The organism is Paenibacillus daejeonensis DSM 15491 (assembly GCF_000378385.1).
Classification (GTDB): Bacteria; Bacillota; Bacilli; order Paenibacillales; family Paenibacillaceae; genus Paenibacillus_D; species Paenibacillus_D daejeonensis.
Genome location: NZ_KB899659.1, coordinates 1141496 through 1156419 on the forward strand (window position 1 = coordinate 1141496; position 14924 = coordinate 1156419).

The window sequence follows — 14924 nt, forward strand, 5'->3', positions numbered from 1 at the left end:
GAACGTTCGCGTTCTAGATGGAGCAAGCTTCCGAACATGGCCGATTCTCCTCACAACCGGGGGCTCTGTCTTCTACGAGTGGAGAATGGAACTCAGCACTTCCTGTACTTCTTCCAATTCACCGGAGGGCACCAATATCTCGAACTGCTGCTTGGAGAGACTAACTGGTCGCGATTGGACCATAAATCCTTCTTCGGTCAGCCGCTTCGTAATGTTCTCCGCGATCCTAGCGGTAGGCGCGATATAGATAACCGTCCACATGAAGGTACCCCCTAAATCTCTGGTTCAGGCCGCATAATGCAATAATGATACCATAACTACGGTTTTTACCGCAAGAAAGCGATAGTCAATCATACAGGGCCGTAGGGAGGCTCGGCCAATGTGTAGTGATTGGCAGCGGGGTCCTTGTGGGCAATCCGGGCGGAAGCGGCGGCTGCGAGGCCGGCGACGAGATCATCCAAAAACACGTGAATACCCTGATCTTTGCGGTTCAAACGCTGGATGATGCCGGGCTTTACTTTGTCGAGATAGCCAAAGCTTGTCAACCCGATCATACCGTAAACATTTGTAATCCCCAGCGCGAGTGTCTCATCTACACCATACAGCGATTCGTCTGCAGCCATAATGGACTGCAGCGGCTCTGGCAGCAGGCCTTGCTCCGCCAGTTCGTCCAGAGCAATGCCGGTATACATCACGTACTGGACCTCCCGTTTGCCGAGCACCGTTCTAACGCTCTCCATACACTCTTCCAGCGTAAGCTGGGCATTGTACGGTCGCTGCAGCGTATACACAATATCGGCCACCTCTGTTACTTCGACGCCACGCCTTTTGAGCCATTGCTCCAGTCCTGTCGACATCTGCATCCCTCCTGCGCGGTCACAAGCCTGCTGGCATCTCGCCTGTGCATGCTTGTATGTCTCCTAAATGTATGCAGGGACAAGCGGAGATGTTCCACAAAAATTTGAGCGGCGCGCTATTTGACGACAGCCGAGCCTTCGCCAAGCAGCCGTTCGATAGCGGTGGTAAGCTCTGGCGATGGCTTGACCCGGTAACGCTCACTGAGCGCCACTGTCCGTTGACCTTCCTCGTAGAACAGCACGGTAGCCAGCGAGCCCGGATGACGCACGAGCAAGGACTGTAGCTGCTCCATCCGCTGCGGCTGGCCGCGGTCCGCGGCTACCTTGACATACAAGCGCTGGGCCTGCGAGCGCGGCTGCGTTGGTGAGGTTCCAGCCGAGGAAGCCGCTGTCTTGTTATCCCCTTCAGGAGCAGGGGTGCCAGAACCAGCTGGACGGGCAGTACGCGAACGGTTGGTTCGGGATTGCACCTGACGTCTCAACCGCTGGACCTGTTCCTTCAGGTCTCCAGTTGATAGCGGGACCGCTTCTTCACAGATCAGCTTGAAATCCTCATCCTCCTGCTGCACAGTTGCCAGCACCAGCAGCAGGGCGCCGCGCGAGAAGTGCTGTCTACTTCGCTTCCACAACGAGGGGAAGGCGACGGCCTCCACCCGCAGCATCCGATCCTCCAGCTCCAGAAAAGCCATCGGCTGGCCTTTCTTGGTCGTAAAGGGCTTCACAGATACCAGCATGCCCGCCAATACCGCCTGCGTTCCATCGGGAGATTCGGCCAGATCAAGCAGACGATCCAGGCCAAGCGGCTCCAGCTGAAGATCGAACGAATCCAGCGGGTGACCGGAAATATACAGCCCCAGCAGCTCACGCTCGAACTCCAGGATCTGCGATGCCGAATACGCCTGTACATCGGGCAGCTCCACCCGCCAGTTCTGCACTTCGGCAAAACCAAACATCTCGATTTGCAGTTCCTCTCGTTCTTTGCGCCACTTGAGCGCCGCCTCCACCGTCTCGTCGAGCGCTGCCAGCAGTTGTGCCCGGTGGCCCGGTAACGAATCTGCCGCGCCTGCTTGAATCAAGCTTTCCAGCACACGTTTATTGACGACCCGAAGATCGACACGTTGACAGAGATCCAGCAGATCGGTGAAAGGTCCGGACTCCCGTTCTTTCATTAAACCCTGGATAGCTTGTGTACCGACATTCTTAATGGCCGCCAGTCCGAAACGAACCGCATTAGCCGTCGGTGTGAAGGAGACGCCGCTCTCCTGCACATCCGGCGGCAGCACCTCAATCCCCATGCGTCGGCACTCATCGACGTACTCTGCCGTTTTGCGCTGATTGCCGGTAAACGAAGCGAGCATCGCAGCCATGAACGGCACCGGATAGTGCGCCTTCAGCCACGCCGTCTGGAAAGCCAGCACACCATATGCCGCGGCATGCGCCCGCGGGAATCCGTAGTCAGCGAAGCGAACAATCATATCATAGACACGGTTTGCTTCCTCCGCCGTGTAGCCCTGATCAGCACTGCCGTTCACAAAATGCGCCCGCTGCTCGTCCAGCACCTGGCGTTTCTTCTTGGACACGGCACGCCGCAGCAGATCCGCTTCACCAAGCGAGAAGCCCGCCATCGTTGAGGCGATCTGCATGATCTGTTCTTGGTACACGATGATGCCATACGTATCAGCGAGAATCGGCTCCAATGCCGGATGCGGGTACGCTACCTCGGCACGCCCATGCTTGCCCGCGATATATTTGGGGATAAACTCCATCGGACCTGGACGATACAGCGCCAGCACCGAAATGATATCCTCAAAGGCTGTCGGCCTCAGCTCCCGCAGCACTCGCCGCATGCCATCCGATTCCAGCTGGAAAACGCCCGTGGTGTCTCCCTTGCCCAGCATTTCATAGGTTAGCGGGTCGTTGTCGGATAGCTTGGTAAAGTCGATGTCCTCTCCGTAAATCTCCCGGACCCACTGCAGGGTGCGTTCAATTACCGATAAGGTACGCAAGCCCAGAAAATCCATCTTCAGCAGGCCCACTGTTTCCAGCTGCTCCATGGCGTATTGCGTAAGCGGTGTTGTCTCGGAGCCCTTCTGTAGGGGGACATAGTGGGTAAGCGGCTCTCCCGAAATGACGATGCCTGCTGCGTGTGTGGAGGCGTGTCGCGGCATCCCTTCCACCTTGGCTGCCATATCCAATAGTTTGGAGGTCGCCGGCTTGTTGCTCGCCTCCTGCAGCTCCGTGCTGCGCGAGAGCGCGGTTGCGAGAGTAATGCCCGGCTGCTGCGGAATCAGCTTGGCTGCCCGGTCGACATCGGCGTACGGGACGTTCAGCGCGCGGCCCACATCACGTACCGCGGCGCGCGCAGCCATCGTACCGAACGTAATAATCTGCGCGACATGTTCATCGCCGTATTTGGCCGAGACGTACGCAATGACCTCATCACGACGCTCATCGTCAAAATCGATGTCGATATCGGGCATCGAAATCCGTTCCGGATTAAGGAAACGCTCGAAGAGCAACTTGTAATGCAGCGGATCAACATCCGTAATGCGCAGCACGTAAGCGACCAAGCTGCCCGCAGAGGAGCCCCTGCCAGGTCCAGTCCGGATACCTTGCTGATGCGCATAGCGGATAAAGTCCCAGACGATCAAAAAGTAATCGCTGTACCCCATCTTGCGAATGACGGACAGCTCATAGCTGAGGCGTTCGCGGGCAGCGTCGGCAAAACCCGGCTCCTGCCATTGCGGAGTGTCCCCATATCTTGCCTCCAGCCCGTCTGTACATAACAGTCGCAGGTAGCTGTCTGAATCCTTCCCGTCCGGGATCGGGCTGAAGCTCGGCAGGAGCGCCCTGCCGAGCGACAACTCCAGCGTGCACTTATCAGCAATCTTCACCGTATTCTCAATCGCCTGAGGCGCATGGAGAAACAATCGTTCCATCTCCGAAGCACTCTTCAGATAGTTCTGATCACTGGTCATACGAAGCCGGTCCTCGTCGTCGACCGACTTGCCCGTCCCAATGCAGATCAGCACATCCTGAATCTCCGCATCCTCTGCATGGACATAATGCACATCATTGGTCGCTGCCAGCTGAATCCCGGTTTCTTCAGACAAGCGAAGCATACCTTGAATGACCTTCTTCTGCTCCAGCAAGCCGTGATCCTGAAGCTCCAGATAGAAGTCATCTCCGAATATCCGCCGGTAGCGTTCGGCTGCGGCCCGGGCTTCACTGTATTGCTCGTGCAGGAGCAGCTGCGATACTTCTCCGCGCAGGCAGGAGCTGAGACATACAAGCCCCTCCGCATGGCGCTCCAGTACCTCCAGATCAATCCGCGGCTTGTAGTGAAAACCCTCCAGATGGCCAATCGATACCAGCTTCATCAGATTGCGGTACCCCGTATCATCCTTGGCAAGCAGAACCAAATGATACGTAGGCTGATCCTTACGGGGCGCCCTGTCCCAACGTGAAGCCGTCGTCAAATACACCTCGCAGCCGATGATCGGCTTAATGCCTTGTGCCTTGCAGGCTTGATAGAATCCGATCGCCCCGTACATAACGCCATGATCGGTCAGAGCCAATGCCTTCATCCCCAGATCGGCCGCCCGAGCGGTCAGGTCACGGATACGGGCAGCGCCGTCCAACAGGCTATATTCACTGTGCACATGCAAGTGCACAAATCCGTCTTCTCGTTCCATAGCTGTAACCCTCTCATGTCGCACCGATATTTCTTTCATTTTATCATAATGTTAGAGGCACCGCCCATAAAATGAACTAGAGAGAGGCGGTGATGGGACATGCAGTACTTTTTGAGCAAAGCGGCACTGGACTTTTTTATCGCATTCGGCGTCGTCATTGGCGGCTCCATGCTTGCAGGGATCGGCGCAGTCCTGGTCTTCCTTCCCCCTACCAGCGAGATGCTGCTGGCGGCGGACAAGCTGAAGATCTGGGCCATCGTGGCTGCAGTTGGCGGCACGATTGATCCGATGCGGGTCATTGATACCCATATGATGGAGGGTCAGCTGTCCCCGGTTGTTCAGCAGCTTTGTTATATTGCGAGCGCCTATCTGGGCGCGTATATGGCAACCGAGCTGGTTCGGCTGATCTGCCGGGACGGCTGGTAGCGCCATGCGAGTGCCCCAATTTGATCGGTTCGTCAAAAGCATGTACACGTTGGGCGTTTTCACCCTTGGAATTATTGTGGGTATCGCACTGTTCAATGGCATCTATCATTACCAGCTCAATTCGCTATATGTACAAATCGGCGAGTTGGGGAGCACGATTGATGAGAAGCAGCAGGAAATTAAACAGTTGAACCAATTCAAGGACAAGCATACAGTGGTACAGACGATTCAAGTGTATATCGAGGAAGAGAAGTTGGTGGGAGGTCTGGAGCTGGATGCCCGGACCCAGACGGAGCTGAAGCGAAGGATTGTTACTGATTTAGGCGTATTCCTCGGCCGCAGCATTTACGAGATCGATTCAGAAGCCAAGATGGCCCGGGTACTGCTGGACCGCAAGCTGTATTTGAATGTATTTGAGAAAGACTACAGCATGGAGGTCAAAACGATGCTTGTTGTCGATAACCAGTTGAAGGTTTGGGTCAAGGTGAGTAGGCATACGCGGGACTGACGTGGTACAATGGAACTCGTATGTAAATTGAATGAACAACCTCTTCAAAGGAGTGTACGTTAGATCAATGGAAATTCTTCAATGGCTATTCATTGCAGGCATCCTGTCGGCCCTGCTGCTGTCGGTATTCTTCAGCCTGCGCTCCCGCCGGGCCTCAGAACCGCGGCTGCGGGGACTATATGCTGCGCGGATGAACATCTGCATGGGTATCATGCTACTCTTGATGGCTGGGATTCAGATGATCATGTTTACCGGGGATACGGTGCGAGTCATCGTCGGCTCACTATTCCTGCTGCTGGGCTTGTTCAACCTGTTTGCCGGCCTGCGCAATCACAAGCATTATTCTGCCCTCAAGTCTTGAGCAAGGCGGACGGGGCTGACCCCCGTTCGCGGACCGTTCAATAGGTATCAATCATCTGTGCCGTCATCATGGCCTTAGCGGCAAGTCCCCGTTCGTCCTCGATTTCAATCTCCAGCTTGGCCGACTTGCGGCTCATCTCGAGCAGCTTGGGCACGACCGCAATTTCACTGTCAATCTGGATTGGACGGACAAAATAAGTTGTGATGCTCTCCAGCACGTGATCCCGCTTTCCCACCTCACGAATCAAACGCCGCGCCCCCTGCATCATCAGCGTCATCAGTACACCCTCGGACAGCGTCCCCAGCTGACCGGACATCTGCGGGGTAATCCGGCCACGGTACGAACGTCCATCCTCACGCACTTCCCCATCCTCCATGGCAAACCGTTTCCAGATCAAATCATCGAAGGTTTCTCCAGACTGCGTCTGCTTGTTGGCAAATTGAAGTGCCGCAAGAACTTCATGCCGGCTGACGACTGCCAGCAGCTTGCGCTGACGATCCACTATGGGCAGCAGATCGATGCCTTCCGAAGCCATGGTATGCGCCGCTGAGGTGACAGTCGTTCCCGGATGAATCGTAATGGGGTGACGCGTCATCAGCTTCTCAATCGTCTGATCACGCGGCGAGCCTGCCACGTCCCTGGCGGTTACCATGCCGATCACCCGGTGCCAATCGTCTACAACCGGAAATCTGGCATGTCCTGTCTCCTGCTGCAGGTTATCAAAGGCCTCCACCGTATCCCGTGCGCGCAGCAGCTCCGAAGGGCGTCCCAGCGTGACGATTTCTTCAATGAGCATAATTTTGCGTTTAATCACCCGGTCATACATAGCCCGGTTAATTAGCGAAGCAACAGTGAACGTATCATGACCGGATGAAATGATTGGCAGCTGTCGTTCATCGGCCAGTTTTTTGACTTCTTCACTCGTATCGAAGCCCCCGGTTATAAGCACGCCTGCCCCTTCCAGGAGCGCCATACGATGCACGTTCTCACGGTTGCCTACAATGAGCAGACTGTCGGCATCAATATAGGCGAGCATCGCATCTAGCTGCATCGCACCAATCACGAATTTTTGCAGCGTTTTGTGTAGACCCTGCGCGCCTCCGAGCACCTGGCCGTCGAGGATATCCGCCACTTCTGCAAAGGTCAGGCGGTCGGGCCGGCTCCGATGCTTTTTCTCGATGCGCACCGTGCCGATTCTTTCCTTCGTACTGACAATACCCAGCTTTTCTGCTTCTTTAACCGCCCGGTAAGCCGTCCCTTCACTAACCTCCAGTTCCCTGGCGAGAGAGCGAACCGAGATGCTGCTGCCCACCTTCAGGTTTTGAATATGTTGAATAATCCGTTCGTGTTTGGTCAGCGCCTCCTGCTCAGGATTACCTGGTATCATGTCATGAATTCCCTCCGTTTGTAGATTTCCGTAAAAAAACGTTCCATTTTGCACCAAAAGCAAGTAAAGTTAAGGTTGGACTATCCGGTACTGCTTCGACAGGGGAGATAGCATTTCCTTTTTCCTATATAGAAGGGGTTTGTGTATGGAATACGTTTTGGCTACACTCAATATTCTCATTTTTATCTCGATTCCGCAGACATTTATCCATACGTGGCTGGCTTGTCTAATCTGGGGAATACGCATGAGTCGGATGGTGCCGAGACTGCTGCTTTTTACGGTTGTGACCGCTGCACTTTTTGACATTGCATTTCTCGCACTCCCCACGCATCTACATATGATCAACGCCAATATTATTTACTTTCTTGTGATGCTTCTGATGTTCCGCGAGCTCAAGCTGTCCCATCGGATTCTGATTCAAGTCACGATGTCTTCAACCATTATCCTGTCTGATTCTTTGCTGGTTCTGCTAGATATCTACTTGTCCAACGGGCTGATTGAGCAGATCAAGACGGGAGCCTTTATTTACAAAGTCATCTGGATTTGGCCAGCATTGCTGGCATTCGGTCTTATCTGTCTGCTCATGCACCGCAAACAGTTCGCGCCGGCTGAGCGGGTCCTCCATTACATCCAGAGGCAGCGCCGGCCTTACATTTTCTTGTTTATTCTGCTCATCTTTTTGCAACTTTCGATGCTGGTGCTGTATATGTCAACGCGCTTCTTGAATGGCAATGACAACCATTTGATGATTGTGTATTACCTTGGCCTTATTACCATCACAGCTGTGAGCATTACATCCATTTGGCTGCTGGTTAAGACCCGTGATGATGCGATTCGTTCAACGCAACAAGCCTATGTCGGTGATTTGCTGCAAATGATAACCACAATCCGCGGTCAGCGTCATGACTTCATCAACCATGTACAGGTCATGTATTCCCTGCTGAAGATGAAGAAGCATGACCAGCTCAGTTCTTATATGGAGGAAGTTGTCGATCAAATTCAGATGGTCAGCTCCATGTCCAGACAGATTCCCACGCCGGCACTGTCAGCTCTGGTTCAGGCGAAGTCTGCCATTGCCCTGGACAAGAAAATTGCATTCGAGTGCGAGTGTACAGATCTTCCCGAAGAGCTGCCGCTGGTCAAAAGCGTCGATCTGGTCCGAATTATCGGGAACCTGATCGACAACGCCTTCGATGCCGTGTTCGAGCTGCCCGAGGATGAGCGGTATGTCAAGCTCACGATACAAGTTGCCCAAGGCAGATTGACGATCCGGCTCGCCAACAGTGGCTTCCTGACCGAGCGTGAACGCCGTCATATGTTCAAACCGGGCTTTACAACCAAGCACGAAGAACATTCCGGGTTGGGCCTTGCGATCGTTAGCGACTTGGTTAAGCACTATGGCGGCAAGATTGAAGTAGAGACAAGTGCATCCAATCCCATTGTGTTCCAAGTGACGCTCCCGATGGAAGCTAGGTCAGCTTGAACACCAATAACCGCAGCAGCCCCCCTGAACGACGAATCGTCAAAGGGGGGCTGCTGCGGCTTGTCCTGCTCATCCCGTGACCATAGTACATGCTGGTTGGTTAGCTGCCCTTGGCTCGCAGCAGTTTACCTGCATGCTGTTCGAGCTTGCGCTGCCAGGCAAGTCGTTTGGCCAGCCGCACGCGCTCCAATTGCTTGGCTGTCTCTTCATCAATCCCCAACAGGGTATACAAATTGGCTGCGATGATGAGGAGCACAAACAACACCCAACTAAAACTGAATACGACATGAGCCGACCATTCGGCCGCGAACCTCAATTCCGGCAAACCTATAGCCAGCATGCCCAGAGCAAGCACCAGATAAATCACATGCCGCCACTTCTTCGGTTGCATCTCTTCATCTCTCCCTTCATCTTGTCCGCCTCCATGCGGTCAAGCTGTATAGGGATATATATGCGCCAATCCGGGCTGATATGTACCGCTCGCCCACACCTCGTCTCTCTACTCGTACACGTTCTTGAGCGATTCGGTAATGATCTTGTTCACATCGTCGAATACGATGCCGAACCTGCGCTCCGCCTCAAATAACCGATGCAGCAGCGGGTTCAGGCTCAGCTCTTCATACAGTTGATTCATATCCGCCATCTCATCGGGACTTGGCTCCTCGCCTGCCATCATTTGCTGCTGGAAGCCTTCCTGACGCAGCCGGAAATCATCCATCAACAGCTTGGCCCTTGCATCCCCTTCCACTGCTAGTCTGGCCCCCTTCAAATCATGGGCCTCCGGGCATTCCTTCATCGCTTTGGCCAGCTCGTAGGCTCTGTCATATACATTCATCCGTTTCCCTCCCATGTGCGCACACCTGAGACGTGCAGCTAATTCCGCTACTTAGATCATACCATTGCAGACGGGGCCTCGCCAAGTCATCCCAAGGAGGCACAAGGCACTGCTGATTTCAACTTATTGGACGTGGCACTAGACCGTGCAGGGATTTTTTTATCCTGGGCGGCCAATGTGGCCAATCACCAAGGGATAGATGTCCTCATATGATGGAGTAATTCATGAGGCCAACAACCTTCACAACGCCACTCTCTATGCCGGTTGGAAGGAGTACCAGGATGCTCAAATCGAAAGTCGCCATACAGACTGTAAACTCCGGCATACTGCCGGATGATGTACTCATGGTCGGAGAAAAAGTATTAAAACAGTGGAAAATTCCGCAAGGTCAATCGCTGACGCTGCAATTCGGTTCCTTTCGGCAGCAGGTCAAAGCGATCCCTGTACAGCGTTATGACGGATTGCGTATGAGCCAGGGGCTCGCCCGGCGGATGGGCATCCATATGGGTGTCAATCTGCGGCTTCGTTATCAATCCGCATCTTACACACTGGCATTGGGACCTCTCATCGGCGTATTGATCAGCCGGGATTATCCGAATCAGCCCGACAAGCCCTTCGGCTCGATAACCATGTTCTGCCGCGAGCTTGTTGATGCCTGTCAAGCACAAGGCGCCTTTGTCTATTTCTTTACCCCCGACCAGATTGGCAGCAGCACGTCTACCCTGCAAGCCTGGGTCTATGCCGGTTCGTGGCGTCCGATTACGGTGCCGGTTGCGGATGTCATCAACAACCGGCTAACGTCCCGCAAACTGGAGAATAAACCAAGCGTACAACATTTCCTGAAAGAAGTAAAATCCAGGTGGCGGGTGCACGTCTTCAACGAAAAATTCCTCGACAAATCCGAGGTTTTCGACGCGCTGCGCCATGACTCTTCCGTGCAGCGCTACCTGCCCGAGTCCCATGTCCTGCGCACCCTGCCTACACTCAAGACGATGTGCGGCCGCTACGCCACTGTCTTCCTGAAGCCTGTCCGTGGCAGTCTGGGCAAGGGAATCATTCGTGTTTCCCGTCTGGAGTCCGGCGGCTGTCAGGCGTTGTATGCCACTGCCGCGGGCACGAAGAAGCAGCAATTCCCATCGCTGCCGAAGCTGTTTCAATCGCTTAGCGGCAAGATGAAAACTGTTCGATATCAGATCCAGCAAGGTCTGCAGCTGATTGAGATTCAGAAGCGGCCCGTGGATTTTCGTGCGCTGGTTCAGAAGAATCTCACAGGAGCCTGGGGGTTAACCTCCATTGTTGCGCGGGTAGCCAGCAGCCAGCATTTCGTATCGAACCTGGCTCGAGGCGGTACACTTAGCCCGGTGAAAGAAGCGGTCATGCGTTCCAATATGAGTGCTTCTGGCAAGTCGGACGCCAATTCCCGCCTGCAGCGGGCCGCGCTGGATATCGCCAAAGCAATTGAACAGCACATCCCGGCACACTTCGGAGAGCTCGGGATTGATCTGGCGATCGATACGTCTGGACGTGTCTGGCTGTTAGAGGTCAATTCCAAGCCATCCAAGAACGACAATACACCGCTTAACGAACAAAAAATCAGACCCTCTGTTAAACAAATGATTCATTACGCACGCTACTTGTCCGGGTTCTAATGCGTGTTCATTAGGTGGGGATCCCATGAAGGAAAAGATTTGGACGCTTGGCATTCTGGTCGCTCCTGGTGACATCGATGGTGAAGCCAAGGCACACGGGAATGCTCAGCGTCCCCCCGAGGAACGCTTGTGCCGTGCTTTGAGCCTGCGTGCACCTGCCTACGGAATGCGAGTGATCGTATTTTCCGCAACGGGTTTCGATGAGGAGAACAGAAGACTGTGGGGGTGGCAGCTGCGGCATGATGCATGGCAGCACATGCCAGTACCCTTGCCAGATATCGTATATAACCGCAGCTTCTGTGCCTCCCCAGAGGAACGCCGGCGAAGCCGGGACGGCCTGCTCGCCCTATCGCGCCACCATTCCTGGATCAGTCTGGGGGGGCAGCTGCCAGGTAAACTGCGTGTCGACCGCTGGCTTCGATCAGAACCGGATAGCCGCCGGCTCCTGCCTCCCTCTGCGCTGCTCAAGGATACTACGCAGCTGCTTCAATGGCTGGCGGCTTATCCAGGCGGATTGTTCGTCAAGCCGGATGGCGGCATGCAAGGGCGCGGTGCAATGAAGCTAAGCCGAAGCGCCCGCGGGCTTCCCCTGCTTCTCGAAGGCCGTACACGAACGAATCAATCCTTCCGTCTGAGCTCTCTGCCCGAGAACGTCATGGAGCAGATCCGGAGTATCGGGGGGCGGGGACGTTATGTCATGCAGCCATTCCTACAGCTATCGGATCCCGAAGGCCGTCCCTTCGATCTCCGCGTCCTCGTACAGAAGGATGGCAGCGGCCGCTGGTCCCTGACGGGCTCGGCCGTTAGACGCGGAACTGCCGATTCCATCACCTCCAATCTGCACGGTGGCGGAGAGGCCATCTCTGCGGCCCCGGCACTTACGCAGTGGTTCGGGTCCGAGCGCGCAGCCCAACTGCTTCCGGAGCTGACAGACGTCAGCTTGCGGCTGGCTGCGCGGCTGGAAGAGCGGGCGGGCCGGCTCGTAGAGTTGGGATTGGATTACGGTTTGGATCGGAGCGGCCGCTTATGGCTGCTGGAAGCCAACAGCAAGCCCGGACGGAGAATCTTTGCCTTGACAGATGATCAAGTGGCCGATGAACGCTCGGTTCATCGCCCGTTGCAATATGCCCGCGCATTGGTTGACCGCAAGCCGCGCTGCGGGAACAACTTTCAGGAGGTCCATTCATGAGCTTGACTTATTGCAATGTGCATTTTTCCCAGCAACCCGATAAAGTGGTCTACCTGTCTGCCCCACTCATCAAGCAATTGAAACTGTCGGGCAAGAAGTCCTTGCATATCAAATTGGGGAAGGAAGTCGTTACTGCTGCCGTCCGTTCGGTGAAACGCCAAGGCAACCATCTGTATTTGTCGGCAGGTGTGCGGCGTTCCATTCGAGTCCCCAAAATCGGCAACATCCAGCTGAACATTTCGGAAAATGAAGTGCAACTGGGACCGCTGATCGGCGTATTGACGGATTCCGGTTTTCGCTCTTCCGGCATGCCGTTCGGCTCCCGGACCGGTTTTATCCGGCAGCTGCTGAAGATTGGCGAGAAAAAAGCCTATCTGTTTGCTTTTACACCTCGTGATATCAATTGGCAAGACGAAACGATCAACGGTTATTTTCTGAATGCGCAAGGTGGCTGGTACCGCAAAGTCGTACCCCTGCCAGATGTCGTCTACAATCGTTTGCCGAGCCGCAAAGCGGAAACCACCACCTCCATCACCTCACTGCGGGAGCGATTCATACGCAAGAAGATCCCGTTCTTCAATTGGAGCTTCTTCAATAAATCGGATGTGTATAAATTGCTGGATGGCGATTTGGAGGCTGCCAAACATTTGCCGGAATCGTATTCCAATCCCTCCCCCGAGCGGATCAAAGAGCTGCTGGAACGCCATCAATTTGCCTATTATAAGCCGTCGGCGGGCAGTCTCGGCAATGGCATTTACAGATTGACCTATCATCCCAAGCGGGGCTATTTCGCCAGATACCGCCGTGGCGGCAGCAACGTGCTGCTGCGCTTCAACAGCTTCAACAGCCTCATGCGGATGCTCAACGCCAGACATGGCAGCGGCGGCACGAGCCGCTATGTGATCCAACAGGGAATTCGACTCGTTGAGATCGACGGGTGCCCCCTTGATTTTCGTTTCCATATGCACAAGAACGGTAAGAACGAGTGGGTTCCTGCCGGAATTGGCGCCAAAAAAGCCGGTCGCGGCAGTGTAACAACCCATATCAAGAATGGCGGCTCGCTCATGACGCCCGAACAGGCACTGGGGCGCACATTCGGCGAACGATCCGGCGAGGTATTGGATTATGCCAAACGTATCGCCATTAAACTATCGGAAGCCATTGAGCGCAACTTCCCGCATACGCTGGGTGAACTGGGCCTAGATCTGGGGATCGACAAAGAAGGCGAGGTTTATATGTTTGAAGCCAATGCCAAGCCTGGACGCTCGATCTTCAAGCATCCCGCGCTACGGGAGCAGGGCCGCGCTTCGCTGACTTATATTCTTGAGCACAGTCTCTTCCTGAGCCGTTTTCGCAGGAGGGATAATTAATGGAGCTTGAAGTATCGCAGAGTCCAACCATGGGCTATCTGACGCATAGCAAGCCTGTCATGGCCATCTTGACAATCGAAGATGATCTGCATGAGTTTCGCGGTAACCGCAACAATTTCGCTGATTTGATCAAGGCGGGCCGCGATTCCGGCTTTATCGCGTATGTGCTGACTACCAATCAAGTGAAGCTGTCGCAAAAACGGCTCAAAGGCTTCACCTTCTCTGAAGAAACGAAAACCTGGGTCCAAAAGCTCTTCCCCCTGCCGAATGTGGTGTACAACCGCATTCCGCAGCGGGAGGATGAGCTGCAGCCGGTCGTTAGAAAAAAGCTGAACGCACTCATGAAGCATCCACAGATCCATCTATTTAACCCGGCCTTCTTCAACAAATGGAGTTTGTTCGAATGGCTCAATCTTTCACGGACAACCAAACCCTTTATCCCAACCACAAGACGTCTGGTAACACCGGTCGGACTGGGACGAATGCTGCGCAAGCATTCGTTCCTCTATCTCAAGCCCATCAGCGGCAAGGCAGGCATGGGGATCATGACCATCAAGCTGCAGCCCGAGAAGACCATGCCGTACCGGTTAAAATATCAGGAAAAGAAGAAAAGCGTCACCTATCGCTGCGCCAATCTTGCCAAGTTGTGGGTTCGCATCAAAAAGCAGGGCACGGGTGAAGCCTATATCGCACAGCAAGGGATTGAGCTGGCATCCTACCAGACCCGTCCCTTCGACCTGCGAGCCTTGCTTCAAAAAAACCAGCGGGGTCAGTGGGATATAACAGGCATTGGCGCCAGGCTGGCAGGAACCGCCAGTATCACTACCCATGTGCCCCGCGGTGGTTCCATTGAAGACCCAGAAAAGCTGCTCATCCACTTCTTCGGCCATGAGCAAGCCCGTAAAATCCTTATCCATGTGCGTAATAACGCGCTGCTGATTGCCAAGCAAATTGAACGGGGCAGCGGCAGCCGGCTGGGTGAGATGTCCATGGACCTGGGCGTGGATGTGAGCGGGCAAGTCTGGTTTTTTGAAGCCAATTCCAAACCGATGAAATTCGATGAACAGCATATCCGCAAGAAATCTCTGGAACGCATCTATCATTACAGTATGTACCTGATTAAACAACATGCCGGGCGTGCAGCAGCAAAAAGCTAAATCACTC

Annotated in this window: 14 protein-coding genes; 8 read left to right on the top strand and 6 right to left on the bottom strand. The window is 54.4% G+C overall.

Annotated elements, in window-relative coordinates; genetic code table 11:
• Positions 1–72 precede the first annotated feature (72 nt).
• From F556_RS0105660 to F556_RS0105670, 3 genes are all read right to left on the bottom strand, one after another.
• Entirely contained in the window at positions 73–261 is a 189-nt protein-coding gene (locus F556_RS0105660; RefSeq protein WP_020615940.1) for a hypothetical protein, read from the bottom strand.
• An 89-nt stretch (positions 262–350) separates the two neighbouring features.
• On the bottom strand, positions 351–857 hold the full coding sequence (locus F556_RS0105665) for a phosphatidylglycerophosphatase A family protein (protein WP_020615941.1): 507 nt from the start codon (positions 855–857) through the stop codon (positions 351–353).
• Positions 858–973: 116 nt separating this feature from the next.
• Complete coding sequence (locus F556_RS0105670) at positions 974–4552, bottom strand: DNA polymerase III subunit alpha (protein ID WP_020615942.1); 3579 nt, start codon at positions 4550–4552, stop codon at positions 974–976.
• Positions 4553–4651: 99 nt separating this feature from the next.
• On the opposite strand from F556_RS0105670, the gene F556_RS0105675 reads away from it, so the two are divergent.
• The 3 genes from F556_RS0105675 (at position 4652) to F556_RS0105685 (ending at position 5847) form a co-directional block, all read left to right on the top strand.
• Positions 4652–4978, top strand: a complete 327-nt coding sequence (locus F556_RS0105675; RefSeq protein WP_020615943.1) for a YtrH family sporulation protein — start codon at positions 4652–4654, stop codon at positions 4976–4978.
• A gap of 4 nt (positions 4979–4982) precedes the next feature.
• Entirely contained in the window at positions 4983–5486 is a 504-nt protein-coding gene (locus tag F556_RS0105680) for a sporulation membrane protein YtrI (protein ID WP_020615944.1), read from the top strand.
• A 67-nt stretch (positions 5487–5553) separates the two neighbouring features.
• Positions 5554–5847 carry a YtpI family protein gene (locus F556_RS0105685; RefSeq protein ID WP_020615945.1) on the top strand — a complete coding sequence of 98 codons (294 nt, stop codon included), beginning with the start codon at positions 5554–5556 and terminating at the stop codon, positions 5845–5847.
• A gap of 37 nt (positions 5848–5884) precedes the next feature.
• Here the strand turns inward: F556_RS0105685 and F556_RS0105690 are convergent, their stop codons facing one another.
• Positions 5885–7234 carry a DRTGG domain-containing protein gene (locus F556_RS0105690; protein ID WP_020615946.1) on the bottom strand — a complete coding sequence of 450 codons (1350 nt, stop codon included), beginning with the start codon at positions 7232–7234 and terminating at the stop codon, positions 5885–5887.
• Between the two features lie 145 nt (positions 7235–7379).
• Between F556_RS0105690 and F556_RS36085 the strand changes: the two genes are divergently transcribed.
• On the top strand, positions 7380–8717 hold the full coding sequence (locus F556_RS36085; protein ID WP_020615947.1) for a Spo0B domain-containing protein: 1338 nt from the start codon (positions 7380–7382) through the stop codon (positions 8715–8717).
• Between the two features lie 100 nt (positions 8718–8817).
• On the opposite strand, the gene F556_RS0105700 is transcribed toward F556_RS36085, so the two are convergent.
• Together F556_RS0105700 and F556_RS0105705 are read right to left on the bottom strand one after the other, a co-directional pair.
• A complete protein-coding gene (locus F556_RS0105700) occupies positions 8818–9108 on the bottom strand; it encodes a hypothetical protein (RefSeq protein WP_020615948.1) in 291 nt (96 codons plus the stop codon).
• Positions 9109–9216: 108 nt separating this feature from the next.
• Positions 9217–9552 carry a YlbF family regulator gene (locus tag F556_RS0105705; RefSeq protein ID WP_020615949.1) on the bottom strand — a complete coding sequence of 112 codons (336 nt, stop codon included), beginning with the start codon at positions 9550–9552 and terminating at the stop codon, positions 9217–9219.
• A 281-nt stretch (positions 9553–9833) separates the two neighbouring features.
• Between F556_RS0105705 and F556_RS0105710 the strand changes: the two genes are divergently transcribed.
• From F556_RS0105710 to F556_RS0105725, 4 genes are read left to right on the top strand one after another with little or no spacing between them, the layout of a single operon-like run.
• Positions 9834–11201: a YheC/YheD family endospore coat-associated protein gene (locus F556_RS0105710; RefSeq protein ID WP_020615950.1), complete on the top strand. Its 1368-nt coding sequence runs from the start codon at positions 9834–9836 to the stop codon at positions 11199–11201.
• Between the two features lie 25 nt (positions 11202–11226).
• Positions 11227–12390: a YheC/YheD family endospore coat-associated protein gene (locus F556_RS33330; protein WP_020615951.1), complete on the top strand. Its 1164-nt coding sequence runs from the start codon at positions 11227–11229 to the stop codon at positions 12388–12390.
• Entirely contained in the window at positions 12387–13760 is a 1374-nt protein-coding gene (locus F556_RS0105720; RefSeq protein ID WP_020615952.1) for a YheC/YheD family endospore coat-associated protein, read from the top strand. Before F556_RS33330 ends, F556_RS0105720 begins: the two co-directional genes overlap by 4 nt.
• On the top strand, positions 13760–14917 hold the full coding sequence (locus F556_RS0105725; RefSeq protein ID WP_020615953.1) for a YheC/YheD family endospore coat-associated protein: 1158 nt from the start codon (positions 13760–13762) through the stop codon (positions 14915–14917). Before F556_RS0105720 ends, F556_RS0105725 begins: the two co-directional genes overlap by 1 nt.
• Positions 14918–14924: the final 7 nt, after the last annotated feature.

Bases quoted from the DNA above. Each gene is read 5' to 3' on its own strand.
- F556_RS33330 (WP_020615951.1), top strand. From the start codon at position 11,227: ATGAAGGAAAAGATTTGGACGCTTGGCATTCTGGTCGCTCCTGGTGAC.
- F556_RS0105720 (WP_020615952.1), top strand. From the start codon at position 12,387: ATGAGCTTGACTTATTGCAATGTGCATTTTTCCCAGCAACCCGATAAA.
- F556_RS0105685 (WP_020615945.1), top strand. From the start codon at position 5,554: ATGGAAATTCTTCAATGGCTATTCATTGCAGGCATCCTGTCGGCCCTG.
- F556_RS0105665 (WP_020615941.1), bottom strand. From the start codon at position 857: ATGTCGACAGGACTGGAGCAATGGCTCAAAAGGCGTGGCGTCGAAGTA.
- F556_RS0105675 (WP_020615943.1), top strand. From the start codon at position 4,652: ATGCAGTACTTTTTGAGCAAAGCGGCACTGGACTTTTTTATCGCATTC.
- F556_RS0105700 (WP_020615948.1), bottom strand. From the start codon at position 9,108: ATGCAACCGAAGAAGTGGCGGCATGTGATTTATCTGGTGCTTGCTCTG.
- F556_RS0105710 (WP_020615950.1), top strand. From the start codon at position 9,834: ATGCTCAAATCGAAAGTCGCCATACAGACTGTAAACTCCGGCATACTG.
- F556_RS0105725 (WP_020615953.1), top strand. From the start codon at position 13,760: ATGGAGCTTGAAGTATCGCAGAGTCCAACCATGGGCTATCTGACGCAT.
- F556_RS0105690 (WP_020615946.1), bottom strand. From the start codon at position 7,234: ATGATACCAGGTAATCCTGAGCAGGAGGCGCTGACCAAACACGAACGG.
- F556_RS0105670 (WP_020615942.1), bottom strand. From the start codon at position 4,552: ATGGAACGAGAAGACGGATTTGTGCACTTGCATGTGCACAGTGAATAT.
- F556_RS36085 (WP_020615947.1), top strand. From the start codon at position 7,380: ATGGAATACGTTTTGGCTACACTCAATATTCTCATTTTTATCTCGATT.
- F556_RS0105705 (WP_020615949.1), bottom strand. From the start codon at position 9,552: ATGAATGTATATGACAGAGCCTACGAGCTGGCCAAAGCGATGAAGGAA.
- F556_RS0105680 (WP_020615944.1), top strand. From the start codon at position 4,983: ATGCGAGTGCCCCAATTTGATCGGTTCGTCAAAAGCATGTACACGTTG.
- F556_RS0105660 (WP_020615940.1), bottom strand. From the start codon at position 261: ATGTGGACGGTTATCTATATCGCGCCTACCGCTAGGATCGCGGAGAAC.